This is a genomic window from Trichocoleus sp. DQ-U1 (assembly GCF_039961925.1).
Lineage (GTDB): Bacteria > Cyanobacteriota > Cyanobacteriia > Cyanobacteriales > FACHB-T130 > FACHB-T130.
Genome location: NZ_JAMPKB010000022.1, coordinates 34,529 through 50,056 on the forward strand (window position 1 = coordinate 34,529; position 15,528 = coordinate 50,056).

At 47.8% G+C, this 15,528-nt stretch carries 13 protein-coding genes and 1 pseudogene; 7 read left to right on the forward strand and 7 right to left on the reverse strand.

Features of this window, described 5'->3' with window-relative positions:
* Nucleotides 1–16 precede the first annotated feature (16 nt).
* The 5 genes from NDI34_RS11645 (at nucleotide 17) to NDI34_RS11665 (ending at nucleotide 8,054) form a co-directional block, all read left to right on the forward strand.
* Complete coding sequence (locus NDI34_RS11645; RefSeq protein ID WP_339380422.1) at nucleotides 17–181, forward strand: helix-turn-helix domain-containing protein; 165 nt, start codon at nucleotides 17–19, stop codon at nucleotides 179–181.
* Between the two features lie 57 nt (nucleotides 182–238).
* On the forward strand, nucleotides 239–5,230 hold the full coding sequence (locus NDI34_RS11650; protein WP_348232720.1) for an ATP-binding protein: 4,992 nt from the start codon (nucleotides 239–241) through the stop codon (nucleotides 5,228–5,230).
* Between the two features lie 758 nt (nucleotides 5,231–5,988).
* Nucleotides 5,989–6,168, forward strand: a complete 180-nt coding sequence (locus NDI34_RS11655) for a hypothetical protein (protein ID WP_348232744.1) — start codon at nucleotides 5,989–5,991, stop codon at nucleotides 6,166–6,168.
* A gap of 191 nt (nucleotides 6,169–6,359) precedes the next feature.
* Complete coding sequence (locus NDI34_RS11660; RefSeq protein WP_348232721.1) at nucleotides 6,360–7,397, forward strand: alcohol dehydrogenase catalytic domain-containing protein; 1,038 nt, start codon at nucleotides 6,360–6,362, stop codon at nucleotides 7,395–7,397.
* A gap of 63 nt (nucleotides 7,398–7,460) precedes the next feature.
* Nucleotides 7,461–8,054, forward strand: coding sequence for a hypothetical protein (locus tag NDI34_RS11665; RefSeq protein ID WP_190412648.1), 594 nt, complete (start codon nucleotides 7,461–7,463; stop codon nucleotides 8,052–8,054).
* Nucleotides 8,055–8,215: 161 nt separating this feature from the next.
* Here NDI34_RS11665 and NDI34_RS11670 read toward each other — a convergent pair whose 3' ends face one another.
* Nucleotides 8,216–8,476 (reverse strand): hypothetical protein, encoded by a 261-nt coding sequence (locus tag NDI34_RS11670; RefSeq protein ID WP_190687887.1) that lies wholly within the window; start codon nucleotides 8,474–8,476, stop codon nucleotides 8,216–8,218.
* Between the two features lie 353 nt (nucleotides 8,477–8,829).
* On the opposite strand from NDI34_RS11670, the gene NDI34_RS11675 reads away from it, so the two are divergent.
* Nucleotides 8,830–9,321, forward strand: coding sequence for a hypothetical protein (locus NDI34_RS11675; protein WP_348232722.1), 492 nt, complete (start codon nucleotides 8,830–8,832; stop codon nucleotides 9,319–9,321).
* A gap of 139 nt (nucleotides 9,322–9,460) precedes the next feature.
* Here NDI34_RS11675 and NDI34_RS11680 read toward each other — a convergent pair.
* From NDI34_RS11680 to NDI34_RS11700, 5 genes and pseudogenes are all read right to left on the reverse strand, one after another.
* Nucleotides 9,461–10,440, reverse strand: a pseudogene (locus NDI34_RS11680) (polyphosphate kinase 2 family protein).
* A gap of 383 nt (nucleotides 10,441–10,823) precedes the next feature.
* Nucleotides 10,824–12,548, reverse strand: coding sequence for an ABC transporter permease subunit (locus NDI34_RS11685; RefSeq protein ID WP_348232745.1), 1,725 nt, complete (start codon nucleotides 12,546–12,548; stop codon nucleotides 10,824–10,826).
* A 143-nt stretch (nucleotides 12,549–12,691) separates the two neighbouring features.
* Nucleotides 12,692–13,447, reverse strand: a complete 756-nt coding sequence (locus NDI34_RS11690; RefSeq protein ID WP_348232723.1) for a phosphonate ABC transporter ATP-binding protein — start codon at nucleotides 13,445–13,447, stop codon at nucleotides 12,692–12,694.
* A gap of 8 nt (nucleotides 13,448–13,455) precedes the next feature.
* Complete coding sequence (locus NDI34_RS11695; protein ID WP_348232724.1) at nucleotides 13,456–13,911, reverse strand: GNAT family N-acetyltransferase; 456 nt, start codon at nucleotides 13,909–13,911, stop codon at nucleotides 13,456–13,458.
* A gap of 5 nt (nucleotides 13,912–13,916) precedes the next feature.
* Nucleotides 13,917–14,831 (reverse strand): putative selenate ABC transporter substrate-binding protein, encoded by a 915-nt coding sequence (locus tag NDI34_RS11700; protein ID WP_348232725.1) that lies wholly within the window; start codon nucleotides 14,829–14,831, stop codon nucleotides 13,917–13,919.
* A gap of 155 nt (nucleotides 14,832–14,986) precedes the next feature.
* On the opposite strand from NDI34_RS11700, the gene NDI34_RS11705 reads away from it, so the two are divergent.
* Nucleotides 14,987–15,160, forward strand: coding sequence for a hypothetical protein (locus tag NDI34_RS11705; protein WP_348232747.1), 174 nt, complete (start codon nucleotides 14,987–14,989; stop codon nucleotides 15,158–15,160).
* A gap of 86 nt (nucleotides 15,161–15,246) precedes the next feature.
* On the opposite strand, the gene NDI34_RS11710 is transcribed toward NDI34_RS11705, so the two are convergent.
* Complete coding sequence (locus NDI34_RS11710; protein WP_277877560.1) at nucleotides 15,247–15,378, reverse strand: hypothetical protein; 132 nt, start codon at nucleotides 15,376–15,378, stop codon at nucleotides 15,247–15,249.
* Nucleotides 15,379–15,528 lie beyond the last annotated feature (150 nt).

Consider the following 15,528-nt stretch of genomic DNA (forward strand, 5'->3'; position numbering starts at 1 on the left):
ACTTGAACAGCTAGAGGTGGCGGGGTTAGTCCGCGAGACTCGCCCGCGGCTTGAACTTTCACAGGAAAAGTTCGCAACGCTACTTGGGGTATCGTTCCATAGTGTGAATCGATGGGAAAACAAACGAACGTGCCCCTTACCACTCGGTTGGAAGCAGATTGAAACACTGCTGCAATCATAATGGGGGAACAGGTCGAAGACGACTAGCCAGGTATTTCGAGGAGCAGGAGTTGCGCCAGTGACATTTGCAGACAAAGGAAGGGCTGCTGACAGCATTTTTGTTACAGGCGGCGAAATGGGGAATTTGATGCGATCGCTCGATTGGTCGCAGACTCCCTTAGGAGATGTAACCTACTGGCCCCAAAGTTTGCGGAGCGCTGTCAGCATTTTGCTGCCTTCAAAAGCTCAGATTTGCCTGTTCTGGGGAACTGAATTGATCGCGCTCTACAACGATGCTTATCGCCCTGCTTTGGCATCGAAGCATCCTTGGGCGCTGGGTCGCCCCGCCCGTGAGCTGTGGAGCGAAGTTTGGGACGCGCTCAAACCCTTGCTTGAGGGAGTTGTCACGACTGGAGAAGCCTTCTGGGCGCGAGATTATTTGTTCTTTCTCAATCGCTACGGGTACAGCGAGGAAACTTACTTTGATGTCTCGTATGACCCCGTGCGGGATGAGAGCGGGGAAGTCGGCGGCATTTTTTGCATCGTTAGCGAGACAACCGGGCGAGTTCTGGGCGATCGCCGCTTACAAACATTAAGCTTACTGGCGAGCAAAACAGCTCAAGCCAAGACGGTTGAAGCTGCCTGTAGAACGGCAATTCAGGCTTTAGCCACCAATGCTCACGATATTCCGTTTGCCCTGCTTTATCGAGTGGCGGCAGATGGCAAGCAAGCGACTCTGGTTGAAACGGCTGGATTCGAGGCGGAAACCTCAGCAACGCCAGCAATCGTAGACCTGACTCAAGACAATGACGGATGGGGATTGAGACGAATTCATCAGACTGGGCAAGCCGTTATTGTTGATGTAGCAACTCGCTTCGGGGAGTTACCGAAGGGAACCTGGGATAGGTCGCCTGCTGCTGCCTGGGTTGTGCCAGTGACCCAATCGGGACAACCTCAGATTGTTGGGTTTTTGGTGTTGGGAATCAATCCCCATCGAGCCTTTGAGAATGAGTACCGAGAATTTTTTGATTTAGTGGCAGGCAATGTCACGAATGCGATCGCGAATGCCCGTGCGTTTGAAGAAGAACGCCAGCGAGTGGAAGCACTGGCAGAACTGGATCGCGCCAAAACGTCCTTCTTCAACAATATCAGCCACGAATTCCGTACTCCCCTGACGCTGATGCTATCACCGCTAGAGCAGACGCTAGCCGAATTAGAGGGAAACATTCCGACCAAAGCGCGATCGCAACTGGAAATGGTGCAGCGCAACGGGAAGCGCTTGCTGAAGCTCGTCAATACGCTGCTCGATTTTTCGCGCATTGAAGCCGGACGCACTCAGGCAAACTACCAGCCAACCGATTTGGCAACCTATACGGCTGAATTAGCCAGTCTATTTCGTTCTACCGTTGAGCAAGCAGGACTGCAACTCACGGTTGATTGTCCTCCCTTACCAGAACCGATTTATGTAGATCGGGATATGTGGGAGAAGATTGTGTTGAATCTGCTCTCGAATGCCTTTAAGTTTACGTTTGAAGGAGAAATTGCGGTGGTTCTGCGTCCGGTCGGCGACCATGTGGAACTGATGGTGCGCGACACGGGTACGGGTATCCCATCTGCCGAGCTTCCCAAACTGTTTGAGCGGTTTCATCGCGTTGAGGGGGCACGGGGACGCACCTTTGAAGGTACAGGAATCGGGCTATCGTTGGTGCAGGAACTCGTGCAGTTGCAAGGTGGAGCGATCGCTGTTGACAGTACGCTGGGTCGGGGCAGTACCTTCACGGTTCGATTGCCAATGGGAACGGCTCATTTGCCGAGTGATGACATTCACTCCAGCCGCGCCCAAGCCTCCACCGCTTTTGGTGCAATTCCTTATGTTGAAGAAGCTTTAGGTTGGCTACCCGAAGAAAATGCAGCGCCGAGGTTGCAGACCGCAGAAAACGCTCAACGAACCTCAGATGCTCCAATCTCGACGCCTACCGCCCGGATTCTGCTAGTCGATGATAACGCCGATATGCGCGACTATCTGCACCGCCTCCTCAGCCAGTTTTATCAGGTGGAAATGGCGAAAGATGGCGAAACCGCTCTAGCTGCCGTATATAACTGTGCGCCTGACCTGATACTCAGCGATGTGATGATGCCAGGTATGGATGGCTTTGAGTTGCTCAGGCGGTTAAGAACTGATGCCAAAACTCGCGAAATTCCATTTTTGTTGCTATCTGCTCGCGCTGGAGAAGAATCGGCAGTCGCAGGATTGGAAGCTGGAGCCGATGATTATCTGGTAAAACCCTTTAGCGCCCGCGAATTGCTTGCCCGCGTTGCTGCCAATATAGAACTGGGGCGCTCGCGCCAAGCAGCTAATCAGCAGCGCTTTCGCTTCTTGGCTGAATCTATTCCCCAAATGGTTTGGACGGCTGATGCCAGCGGTTGGGTAGATTATTACAGCCCCGGCTGGTTTGACTACACCGGATTGACGTTGGAGCAAATCCAGGGGAGCGGTTGGCAAAACACACTCCATCCAGACGATCGGCTCCGGACTATTGAAGCGTGGACTCAATCCACTGAAATGGGCACAAACTACGATATCGAACATCGTTTGAGAAGGGCAGATGGAATTTATTGTTGGCATCTCACCCGCGCCCTACCCATGCGCGACGAAAACGGTCAAGTCATTCGCTGGTTTGGTACCTGCACGGATATTACCGAGCGCAAACAAGCAGAAGAAGCTTTGCGAGAAAGTGAGGAGCTAAAGCAAAGCATTCTAGAGAGCAGTACTGACTGCATCAAAGTCTTAGCGTTGAACGGTGAAATTCTCTACATCAATCCTGGTGGGCTGTGTCTTTTAGAAATCGACGAGCCGAAATCTATCCTTTATCGCGTCTGGGCTGATTTGTGGGAGAGCGAAGATTATGAAAAAGCCCAAGCTGCGATCGCCGCTGCCACAATCGGCAACATCGGTCAATTTCAAGGCTATTTCCCCACCACCAAGGGCACACCGAAATGGTGGGATAGCGTGATTACGCCAGTGCGAGATGCCCAGGGACAGGTAGTGCAACTGGTTGCTATTTCACGGGATATTACGGAAGCGAAGCGCATTGAAGCCGAACGCCAACAAGCTGAACTAGCGCTGAGAGAAGCCCATGTGCAGTTAGAATCTGCTTTGGCGGCGGGAGCCGTCTACACGTGGCGCTGGAGTATTCCCGGCAATCGCGTCAGGGTTAATGCTGCGTTTGCTCGCCTGTTTGCTGTAGACCCGGTGAGCGCGACATCCGAAGGGTTGCCGATCGAGTTCTTTATCAACTCTATGCACGAGGAAGACCGTCCTCGCGTTTCAGTTGCAATTGAGCAGGCGATCCACACAGGCGAGGAATATGCTGCTGAGTACCGCGTTCGGACTGTCAGTGGTGAGGAACGTTGGCTAACGGCACGGGGTCGAGTTGAGTATGATGCAGCAGGGAAACCTGTTTCTTTTCCTGGCGCACTCGTCGATATTACCGAGCGCAAACAAGCAGAAGTGGCCTTGCGCCAATCAGAGGAACGCTATCGAACGCTGTTTGAGTCCATTGACGAAGGCTTTTGCGTCATCGAAATGCAGTTTGATACAAATAACAAGCCGATCGATTACCGCTTTTTGGAGACTAATCCGGCGTTTGGGAAACAAACGGGACTCGAACAGGCAGCCGGCAAAACGGCGCGTCAGCTCATTCCAAATCTTGAAAAGCACTGGTACGAGATTTACGGCAAAGTCGCCCTAACAGGTGAATCCATTCGCTTCGAGAATGGTTCCCAAGTGATGAACCGTTGGTTCGATGTTTATGCGTTCCGCGTTGGGCAGCCGGAGAGCCGAAAAGTTGCCGTACTGTTCAAAGATATTAGCGATCGCAAGCGTAGTGAAATCGAACGAGAACAAATTCTGCAACGAGAACAAGCCGCACGGGAAGCTGCCGAACAGGCAAATCGCATTAAAGATGAGTTTCTAGCCGTACTGTCTCACGAGTTGCGATCGCCTCTCAACCCGATCTTGGGCTGGTCTCAGCTACTGCAAAACCGCAAGATGGATCAAGTGCGAACGACTTATGCCCTACAGATCATCGAACGCAATGCCAAACTGCAAGTGCAGCTCATTGATGATTTGCTCGATGTTTCTCGAATTCTCCAAGGCAAACTCAGCCTCAATGTCGATCCGGTCAATCTAGCAACCACCATCACCGCCGCACTGGAAACAGTGCAGTTAGCCGCCGCCGCCAAATCGATTCAAATTCAAACAATTTTGGAACCAGAGGTTGGGCAAGTTTTAGGCGATTCAGGTCGGTTGCAGCAAGTCATTTGGAACTTGTTATCCAACGCCGTCAAGTTTACCCCGTCAGGAGGACGAGTTGAAATTCGCTTAGAGCAGATTGAGGCTGAAGCTCAAATTACGGTCAGCGACACAGGTAAAGGGATTCTCCCCCAATTTCTGCCCCATGTCTTTGAATACTTTCGCCAAGCTGATAGCGCCACGACTCGACAATTTGGTGGATTAGGATTGGGCTTAGCGATCGTCCGTCAAATCGTTGAATTACATGGTGGCAGTGTTCGTGCAGACAGCCCTGGGGAAGGGCAGGGAGCCACTTTTACGGTGAAATTCCCGTTGATGTCGCAGCACTCAACCATTCCTCAAATCGTTCGCGAGTCCAAACCTCTCTCAGGCTTGCAAGGTATCAAAGTGTTAGTGGTAGATGACACGACAGATATGCGCGAGTATGTCGCCTTTGTCTTAGAACAGGAAGGGGCAGAGGTTGTGGCTGTCGGTTCAGCAGCGGAAGCTCTTGCCACGTTAGCTCAGTTTCAGCCAGCGGTGCTGGTGAGTGACATTGGGATGCCCGAAATGGATGGGTATATGCTGTTGCGGCAAGTGAGACGGTTGCCCACAGAGCAAGGTGGTGAGATTCCGGCGATCGCTCTCACGGCGTATGTGGGGGAACTAAATCAACAACAAGCGATCGCTGCCGGATTCCAGCGGCACCTTTCTAAGCCGATCGAGTCAGCCGCGTTAATTGCAGCGATCGTCGATCTCATCAAGAATGCAAATTAAGACTGCTTGCTTAGTGGTTCAATACTGCCCCTTCTGGGCTTTTTGGTGAGGGATTAGGAGTGAAGTTTCAAATGTATTTCACTCAAGCGACTGCTATCGCAATCCTATTTAAGTTGTGAGCCAGTCCTTCCGATCCCCGACTTCTATCTCGAAGTCGGGGATCTCAGCTTTAGGAATTATTTAGGAGTGCTATATATATTTTCTTTTTTCTGGACAAGGGTAGCAGCGGATTGTGGATATTAGAGGTCGGTAAAGTTTGTTGCGACAGGTTTTCTAGGAACGTGGGCGTGTCAAGTGCCGGTTTAAAGACGAGGGGGAAAATCAAAATTTTCTTCTATTTTTGTTTTATTTAGGCGATGATTCGCACTCTTTAAAGCTTCCTTTGTCGGGGGGTGAGTGCAGGTGTCTTAGAAACCTCTTGCCAAGAGCTTAATCTGGTTTACCCAGGTTAAACACCTGCTAAAAATTTTTGCCCCCCGGAGTCCGGATACCTTACCAGGAGATGATCCCCAGGATAGATGAACAAAACCTATGTTCAGTTCTATCTTTATTTATCAGAGCGGTCAACACGCTTAATATTCGGTCTTAGGGCATTAGCATCTCGCAACCAAAAAGTTTCATTAACCACATCTTTTTTTAAGGTTCGGGAAGCTCAAAGTTAATTTATTTTTTCAGATTGTGTTCGCCTATACATTCGCTTGAGTGACCAAGGCTTCAGGGGTGTACTTTTTGTGAATAAGGAGTTTAATAAAATGCGAATGAATACTTGCCATTGTTGCGGCAGTCCTCTTCTACGTCATGCGCGGCAAAATGGGGTTTATTGGTTTTGTACTTCATGCCGACAAGAAATGCTGCCTGTAGCCCTGGATCAAACACTTCCACTTCATCAAGGGGTTCAGGGAGCGCGATCGCTTTCTCTGAAACTGGTGAAACCATAAAACAGTTCCCTTCCCTTATTTGGGAAGGAAGAAATACCTAACTGTTAGATAAAGAAAAACTGAAAAGTCCGTTTTCAGCCTGGTGCTACTGTTCCCAAGCTGAACCTGGAAACCAATTTGCCGTCATGTCAGGCGTCAAAATTCATCTGCCCTGATAAAATCAGCTTGGACTCGGTTAGGGGCAGTGTTTCATGCTGGCAGCGGTACTTTACGGACAAACGGATCTACGCCTAGAACAGGTCGCTGACCCTACACCCTCTGCTGGTGAGGTGGTGATTCAAGTGGCTGCGGCAACGACTTGCGGCACCGATCTAAAGGTTTGGCAGCGCGGTGGTCATGCAAAGATGCTGAAGCCTCCTACCTTGTTTGGTCATGAGGCAGCGGGGCGGATTGTGGCGGTAGGAAGCGGAGTCCAAGGTTGGCAAGTGGGCGATCGCGTCGTTGCTAATAATTCTGCTCCTTGCATGAATTGTTTCTTTTGTCAACGTCAAGAATATTCTCTTTGCCCTAACTTGACGTGGAATAACGGCACGTTCGCACAGTATTTAAAAATTCCCGCCCCGATTGTGCAACACAACCTGTTGCCCATCCCAGATGACTTGCCCGATGCCTTGGCATCGATGACTGAACCATTAGCCTGCGTGCTGCATGGGGTAGCACGTTCTAATGTAAAGTCGGGCGATCGCGTTGTAGTGTTGGGAGATGGGGCAATTGGGCTGATGTTTGTGGCGGTACTGGCGCATCAATCGGCGTCGGTGTTGCTCTTTGGGGGAAATGACCAACGGCTGGAAATTGGGAAAAAGCTAGGCGCTGTGGAAACGTTTAATTATCATCATCTGACAGATATACCGAGTGCCGTAAAAGAGCGAACCGACGGCTGGGGTGCAGATGTGGTGATAGAAGCGACGGGTGTACCCGCAGTTTGGGAGAGTGCGATCGCGTGTGCCCGTCCGGGTGCTACCGTCAATCTATTCGGGGGATGTCCGCGCGATACCACCATCACCGTCAATACCGAACAACTCCACTACAGCGAACTCACTCTAAAAGGCGTTTTTCACAACACCCCAAAATATGTACGAGATGCTTTATCTCTATTGGCGAGTCGCGCCATCCCCTTAGAATTGCTCATCAGCGAACATCAGCCTTTAAAGCATTTAGAGCAAGTGTTCCAAGATATGAAGAATCGTAAGGTAATTAAGGTTGCTATCGACCCCAGCATGGCATCTTAAGAATAGGGATAGCTGAGAACAGGGTGCTGATTAGTGAAGTGTGTTTGCAGGTTTAAGGTTTAAATGAAAAGCGTTAAATTTTGGTCAGTTCTGTCACTGGGAATTTTACTAGCATTAGGAGCCACTAAAAGTGCTGACGCCCTACCCGGACAGAAAACAGAAGAAGTGATTGCCTGGATTAATTCTAATCCCACTCTTCGACCTTCTACAGGCGATGGTCTATTAGTGCAAAAGACCAATACAGCCGCCCAGCGATTTACTTTTCTCGCAACTGTCCTTCCTCCCGGTAGAGTCACTTTTCTTAAAGATCGAGGCACGATTCGCAGCGAACGCTTTTCTTTTTTTGACATGGTTAATGGCGTAACGCCACAACGTCTAAAAGAATCGCTGCGGGTAATCTATGGCCCAGATATTTATCAAGACTACGACCGTTCCCGAATTGTCTACGAATATCCCACACCACAAACTGTAGACTTAGCTCGTCGGCAGCGGCTTCCGCTTTTGGCGGCACAACAGGGTGAACTGCGCTTAGGAGATCGATTTGGCTACTGGATGGAAATTGCCCAAACCAAGGAAGGGAAGGCGTATAACGGTCAAATGGTCATTTTCTTGAGAGAGGATTTAGACAAGTTGGAGACGGAACTGCGCGATCGCTAAATTACAGAAATGGCAAATTGCGAATTACTAAATGCCTTAAAAAATTAGCAATTTGTCATCTTAATTGAGTTGCGCCCGACCTAAAAAAATAGAGACGCGATTTATTGCGTCTCTACTAAATCATGAGTGTAATCCGTAGCGGCATTGGTCGTTTACAAGGACTAGTTATTTTTACCCTTATCTTTGTTCTTTCCTTTTCCTTTGCCATCAAATTGTGTAGTGCCAGTATTTTCAGGAGTCGATACCTGTTGGCTTGGTTCCTCTATCGATGGCGCAGTGGATGCGGCTGGTGATGGCTTTGGAACTTCCGCTGGCTTTAGCGCTACAACCAAGCCGGTTACAGCGGTGAGAATGGCAGCAGTTGCGGTCATAATGCCCGGAACGGTATGAAACCATCCCTGTGATTTTGGTTCTTCAGACATCGGTGAATTTCTAGAATTTCCTGTTAATTTAATACGGCTAATTACTCGGGTTTCCGAATAAACGGTGCGAGTATAACAAATGCGATCGCGTCCGGCAAACGGGAAATATACCAGATTTCACGCTATCTATCGCTTTCCTCTCCCGCCTGCAAATCAGGGAGATGCACGCCAAAACTTGATTTTGTTTTCTGGTTCTTCGCGGCTACTGCCAACAGTGGGGGTGAAACTCTCTCCGAGGGTCGCTAGAGTAGATGGTATCCCAACACAGCTAAATCAGGATAAAGCGACAAGGCTAGGAATCGCTAACCAACGAGAAGACCTGATATTTTTGGGTTCTGATAGAAGGTGTATTCATGAGCAGCAAACAAGACTACACTGCACAAATGCTTGACGGATGGATTTACCAAATCGTACCGGGACGCTACGGGCATCATCTGGAGATTTGGAACCCGCAAGGCAATCCATATCGCAGCTTAAAGGCTTTTGTGCAATACGAGGAAGCTGTAGCATTTGTCGAATCCCTAATTGCTTTGAGTAATCACGAAAGCCATTGGGTTCCTAACAACGAGGACAGCGTTCGCTTTGACGGGATGATGCAACAGCTAGTTTGCGTCGAATGCGACGACTTTATCTATCAAGAGTGGCACGTTAAACCCTATGAAGATTCTGACAACAACTGGAATCTTTATGCCATTAATCCAGTCATTGGGAAAACCGAGATTTTCCTGAAGCGACAAGCAGATTTACAGGAAGCGATCGCTCTGGTTAAGGCTAAGATTGATGCAATTGAGCCGGGTGGCGTGCCAGCAAGCGATCGCGCTAACGTCGTAGCTACCAGATGCTAAGCCTAAAGCCAAGAGAGCACCGCTACACCAATCCAAAACCAGAGCTATTTCGCTTGTTTCGTTTATTGCGTTCGTTTCAAAATATTGTTCACGCAATTCTATCAATCTGGTAAAATAATAGCAGAGTGATAGAAGAAAGTTAATCAGAAATCAAAATACTTTCTAAGCCCATTTCTGGTTTTGGATATTGTGGATTCATTGCTTCAAGGGTGTCAGCAATTGTACGAGCAATAACTAAATTGCGGTACCACTTATTATTAGCAGGTACGACATACCACGGTGCATAGTTAGTCGAGCAATTGTTAATTGCATCCTCAAATGCCTTCTGGTATTCATCCCAAAACAGACGCTCCTTCAAGTCGTTGCTAGAAAATTTCCAATGCTTATCTGGATCTTCTAAACGACTTTGTAACCGTCGTTTTTGCTCGTCTTTAGAAATGTGCAGAAAAAACTTGATTACCGCAATGTTATTAAGCGTGAGCATATGCTCAAACTCATTAATAATGTGATAGCGCTGCCGCCATACATTCTCTGGTACCAGTTGTTTCACTCGGACGATTAACACGTCTTCGTAATGCGAGCGATTGAAGATAGTAATCATCCCTCGTAACGGCGTCCGCTGGTGATAACGCCAGAGAAAATCATGACCTGCTTCTTCTTCACTAGGTTTTTTGAATGACCAAACCTGGCAACCTTGCGGATTTACACCACCAAATACGTGTTTAATGGTGCCATCTTTGCCTCCTGTATCCATCGCTTGCAGGACAATGAGTAGGCTGCGCTGATGTTCAGCATATAGACGTTATATAGACGTTCTTGTAAATTTTGAAGGCGCTGGCGCTGATGTTGCAGTTCCTGCTCAATATCTTTCTTATTTTTATAGTCTTCCGAAGCATTCGGATCGACAGATGCTAAGACAAACTGCTCTCCAGGATGAACCCGATAGTGGGGATAATTGGGTTTTGGGGGTGGAGAGTCAACGACAATTTTTTCGGGTGCCATTTCAAAAGCAACTTTGGCTGTTGCTTTTGCAGCCGCTTGTTGAGTCTTATGTTCTTCTCCTGTAGATGCATCGGTAGTTATCGAACTATTGTTTGGTAGATTGCTTGATTGGCTCATGGTATCTCCTTATTAAAAAGCTTTCACGGCAGCACATTTAATCTTCAGGAAATGGACTTGACAACGTCTGGTAAATTGTGAATTTTGAAATTCTCATGAAAACTTTTTGCCTATTTGCTTTGGTTATTTACCAGACGGGTAATGTTTTCAGAAGGGATATCAGGCTGCTATTTCTATTTTTAGCTCTAGAGATTCGTTAAAATTAGATAAGCGCTGTAAATACATTCAAAAATGATGTAAAATTCCGCAACAAAACGATTTCTTCCATCAATCTGAATTGATGGTGTAACTGGGAAATGTTTTGTTTGTTACATTATCAGTGTTGAACTTTTACCGGGTGTCTACATCAGTCTGACGGTGTAAAGGTTGAGTTTTCCTCAGCATCACCTTAATGTCCGTCGTACTGAGGCACTAATCATATCTACGATAAAAGTGAGGGCGAGAAACACAATTAGAGTTGTCAGGAGACCTTTGTAGTCAAAGCTACTCAGTTGTTCCGCGAGCAAGCGACCTAATCCACCCGCACCCACTAATCCGACGATGACGGTGGCGCGGATGCAGACTTCCCAACGGTAGAGGATATAAGCGATAAAGCGGGGCAAAGTGCGGGGTAAGACGCCGTAGAGGAAGACTTGGGAACCACTCGCGCCCAATGCTTTAAGCGATCGCAAAGGACGTTCATCTAGATTTTCCGTTACTTCCGCCATCAGACGCCCTAGGATACCTAAGTTGTGTAAACCGAGAGCGAGCGCTCCCGGTAAGATACCTGGAAACAATACAAATAGAAAGATTAACGCCCAAATAGGTTCGGGGACGGCACGAGCAAATAGCAGTAGGAAGCGGGTAAAAATCAGTACAGCAGTTGCTCGTAGATCCCCCCTAGCCCCCCTTAAAAAGGCGGGTATTAGAGTCGCTGTCCCCTTTGATGAGGGGAGTTTGCTGGATCTTCTGCCAGTATCTAAAATCCCTCCTGGCAACAGGAAATTATTTGCGGCTGGAAAAGATAATAAAATGCCGCCTAATCCAGCCCCAGCCATTGCCAGGATTGACATAGCAAGGGTTTGAGCCGAAAGGGTAAAAAGTTGACTCACCTGACTCCCATCCGGTGGGAAGATATCCTGAAACACTCCTGCCAATAGCTGTGCGGTTCGTGGTGCCCAAAGCTTCGAGAAATCAGCTTGGACGTACCAGAAAGAGAAGATGACTAAAACAATACCGCCGAGAAATGACACCTGCACGACTGGATCTTTTTGATAAAACCGCTGTTTGCGCCCTTGGAGATTCAGTACGTTTAAATCCAGGCGACTCGGCGCGCCTAAACGGTGGCGTAGCAAAGCACTCCAAAAATCCGTAGCACCATTTAATACAATTAGGGCAATCAAAAACGTCCACACCTGCTCATAGCGCAGAGATTGGAGGCTGAGGAGAATTTGATACCCCAGTCCACCTGCACCGATAATTCCTAATACGGCGGCGGAACGAATCGAACACTCAAACCGATAAAAAGCGTAAGACAGCAGATTTAGAAAGGCTTGGGGAATCAAGCTATAGGCAAAAGCATTCAGAGGGGGAACGCCACTATTGAGCAGTGCCATCAGTGGCTGGCGGGGGGTTTCGTCTAGAATCTCGGAGAAGACTTTGGCAGTAATCGCACCAAAAGGAATTGCGATCGCTAACACGGCTACTAGCGGATCGAGTCCAAAAATATTGAGGAAAAATAACCCCCAAATTAACTCGTGAATTGCTCTGGGGATTGCTAAAACTCCTCGTACCACTACCCAAGGAGACTGAATTTTGAGTTGTAGAGACGCAAGCGATCGCGTCTGAGTTTTGAGTTTTGAATTTGAGACAGATTGCCACCATATCTCAGAAGAAAAAACACCCCCCACTAACCCAATCAGCACGCTGAAGAAAGTGCCACACACGGCGTAAGCGAGGGTTTTCAGGGTGGAATCTAGAGTGAGGTGGAGAAATTCTGGGCTGAGATCGGGTGAAAATGCAGCTACGATAAAGCGCCAGACAAGGTTCCAGCCGCCTGAGTTGATTAAATTTTCTTGGAATACGCCTGCTACGTGCAACGACCAAATGAGGGACGCGACAAACAGCAATCCCCATACAGTACGCCAGTTAAGCGGGGAGGGGCGCTGAGGAAGGTTTGTTAGTTTGCGATCGCTTGTTTGTGGCACACTTCAGATATCAAACCGCTACAGATGCAAAAAATGCAGAGGAATTTAAATAGAAATATTTAGGATTACCCCGTGGTTTTGTAGAGAGTTTCAATCATGGCATCCGAGAGGTCTTCAGCGGGAATATCAAACAAAATACGCCCATGTTGCAGACCAATAATTCGCTGATAATGACTCCGAGCAAATTCAATCGTGTGGACACTGGTGACTAAAGTTTTCCCGGTTTCTATACTCAACTGGCGCAATAAATCCATAATCTCGCGGCTGCGTTCGGGGTCGAGGCTGGAAATGGGTTCGTCGGCAAGGATGGCGGTGGGATTTTGCACGAGGACGCGAGCGATCGCTACCCGTTGCTGTTGACCGCCAGAAAGGCTATCAGTACGTTCATAAAGTTTTTCTGGAATCCCCACCTGTGCCAAAGCTTGATGAGCAGTTTCGACTTCTAAAGGATAAATCAGCGAAACTGCTGCTTTGAAAAACGACCAGCGCCCTAGATGTCCAGCATTGACATTGTGAATCACCCGCAAATTATCAACTAAGTGGAATTGTTGATAAATCGTACCAATCTGGCGCTGGACTTGACGCAGCAACTTTGGACGCAGATGAGCGAGGTTTCGACCCAGTACCCAGACTTCTCCTTGAGTGGGTAACAGCGTACCATTGAGTAAATTAATTAGCGTACTTTTTCCCGCGCCGCTAGAACCAACCAGCGCCACGCGATCGCCTGCCCAAATCTGCAAGTTAATATCAGCAAGAGATTCAAAGCGTCCAAATTGCTTAGAGACGTTTTTCAGTTCAAATATTGGCGCAGATGAGTTCATTTCTCTGCTTAGTTTGCTATCCATTTAGTCATGAGATAGCGATCGCGATCCTTAAAACCAACCTTCCGATATAAGTTTTGTGCTGGTGTATTTTTCCGCTCGACTTCTAAATGAAGTGCTTGAATTCCCAAAGAAGGGCAAAGACTTTCTATAAACTGAATTACGCTCATGCCTACCCCTTGCCCCCGATAACTCTCTCGGATGTAGAGTTCATCAATAAATGCATCCCGCCCTCGAAATTCCAAACTGTAGCCAAAGGTAAGGACGATATAGCCAATCGCTTTGTCGCCATGCTGGATCAGCCACATTCGTCCTAGAGAATCATCATGCAAAATCTTTGCTAGCGCCTTGCGAACAATGGATTCATCAAAATTTAGGTGTTCAAATTTGTAGAACTCCCGGATAAACTCCACCAGAGTTTCACTATCGGATTTTTCTGCAAGTTTAAAGTTAGCTTCGGTCATTAACATCACTTTATTTTGCCAATTTCCCGACCAATCTTCTCAATTTGAGCATAATTGGAGTTTTGGGTAGGAATAAATTTAGTTGCTTGTAAAAGGTCGAGAATTTCTTTTTGCTCTGGTACTTTGGGGTCTAGTTTTAAAAAGGCGTTTTGCACTTTTTTAACAAAATCTTCACCGTAGCGCTGTTTGACATCGGGATGAATGACCCAGTGATAGTCGTAGTAGGCGGGTGTCTCCCAGAGGACTTCGACTTTGTTCAAGTCTACTTCTTTGGCTTCGACTCGCTTTTTCCAGACGCTTTCGTTGACAGCACCGACATCGTAGGTGCCGGCTTCCACCAATTTAATCGTCTTATCGTGATCGCCAGAAAAACCGGCTTGACCTTTCAAATCTTCAAGCTTGAGTCCAGCTTGTTGCAGGAAATATTGAGGCATTAAACGCCCGGATGTTGAAGATTCGCTGCCAAAAGTGAAGCTATGTTTTTTTAGTTGTTGCAAACCAGAAATATCTTTAAATGGCTTCAGTCCAGCCTTTTTGTTAGCGATGAAGAGACTGTGAAATTGGGAGTCTATGTCGCGTTGAGCGATCGCTTCTGCACCGGGCACCTGCAACCGTGCCTGCACCCCCGTCAATCCCCCAAACCAAACCAAATCCAAATCCCCTACTTTGAACACAGTAACCGCCGCCGTATAGTCAGTAACCGGCTTATACTCAACTGGCACACCCAGTTCCTTTTCCAGATAAGCAGCTAGCTTCTCATACTGACGCTGTAACTTTTGCGGATCTTGATCGGGAATGGCACCGATTGTCAGAGGTTTTGCCTCAGTTCCACCGTTCGTCGCTGAAGTCCCGGAGGGGTTGGGCGAACATGCTGCTAGCGGTAGCAACAACAACAAACCGGACAACAATATTTTTTTCATCCCTGACTTGGCTCTCCTCATTTTGACTGGCATACAAACCTACGCTAGAAGCGACCCATGCTGGAAATGGGGTGTAGCGAGGGTGCCAGAAGTCAGTGTAAGCGAACGGCTACCCTTATGCCAAAATTAACCCTAGTGTCCAGGCGGCTTTAGCAATGGTTTGGCATCCTGGACAGAAGTTGCAGGGCGGACGATACATTATTGAGAGGCATTTGGGTAAAGGTGGTGGGATCACCTATCTTGCTGAGAATAAATGCAATCAAAAGAAGGGCAAGCGATCGCATTCTCTATTCGCGCTTGTCTTTAAACCAATCGTGCCCACCCGGTAACTGAGTTAAATACTCATCAATCATGTCTGGTAAAATACTTGCTGAATGAGCATACGTCAAAGCAAGTAATTGTTGAGCTGTCAGAATTATCTGAGTTCTATCCACCTTTTCTTCATCCAATCCAGCCCACCTAAAATCGTCAAAGTTTCTTTGTCGCGTCCCTCAATGATGCTATTTCGTAAATCCATGAGTTCCTGAGTCATAACAATTGCCTTCATCTAGGCGTTTCTACGCCGAATATAGCACTCAAAAATAAGAGCGATCGCTCTTCTCTCACCTTTGTTTCCTTCCATTATGGAGCCTTCTAGAATAGGTCAAATACTTAACAAAACTGGTACCAAGGGTATGGCAAAATTAGCCTAAGTGTC

Coding starts and splice junctions, on each gene's coding strand:
- NDI34_RS11655 (WP_348232744.1), top strand. CDS start 5,989: ATGAATACTTGCCATTGTTGCGGCAGTCCTCTTCTACGTCATGCGCGG.
- NDI34_RS11660 (WP_348232721.1), top strand. CDS start 6,360: ATGCTGGCAGCGGTACTTTACGGACAAACGGATCTACGCCTAGAACAG.
- NDI34_RS11665 (WP_190412648.1), top strand. CDS start 7,461: ATGAAAAGCGTTAAATTTTGGTCAGTTCTGTCACTGGGAATTTTACTA.
- NDI34_RS11670 (WP_190687887.1), bottom strand. CDS start 8,476: ATGTCTGAAGAACCAAAATCACAGGGATGGTTTCATACCGTTCCGGGC.
- NDI34_RS11675 (WP_348232722.1), top strand. CDS start 8,830: ATGAGCAGCAAACAAGACTACACTGCACAAATGCTTGACGGATGGATT.
- NDI34_RS11690 (WP_348232723.1), bottom strand. CDS start 13,447: ATGAACTCATCTGCGCCAATATTTGAACTGAAAAACGTCTCTAAGCAA.
- NDI34_RS11695 (WP_348232724.1), bottom strand. CDS start 13,911: ATGACCGAAGCTAACTTTAAACTTGCAGAAAAATCCGATAGTGAAACT.
- NDI34_RS11700 (WP_348232725.1), bottom strand. CDS start 14,831: ATGAAAAAAATATTGTTGTCCGGTTTGTTGTTGTTGCTACCGCTAGCA.
- NDI34_RS11705 (WP_348232747.1), top strand. CDS start 14,987: ATGGTTTGGCATCCTGGACAGAAGTTGCAGGGCGGACGATACATTATT.
- NDI34_RS11710 (WP_277877560.1), bottom strand. CDS start 15,378: ATGAAGGCAATTGTTATGACTCAGGAACTCATGGATTTACGAAATAGC.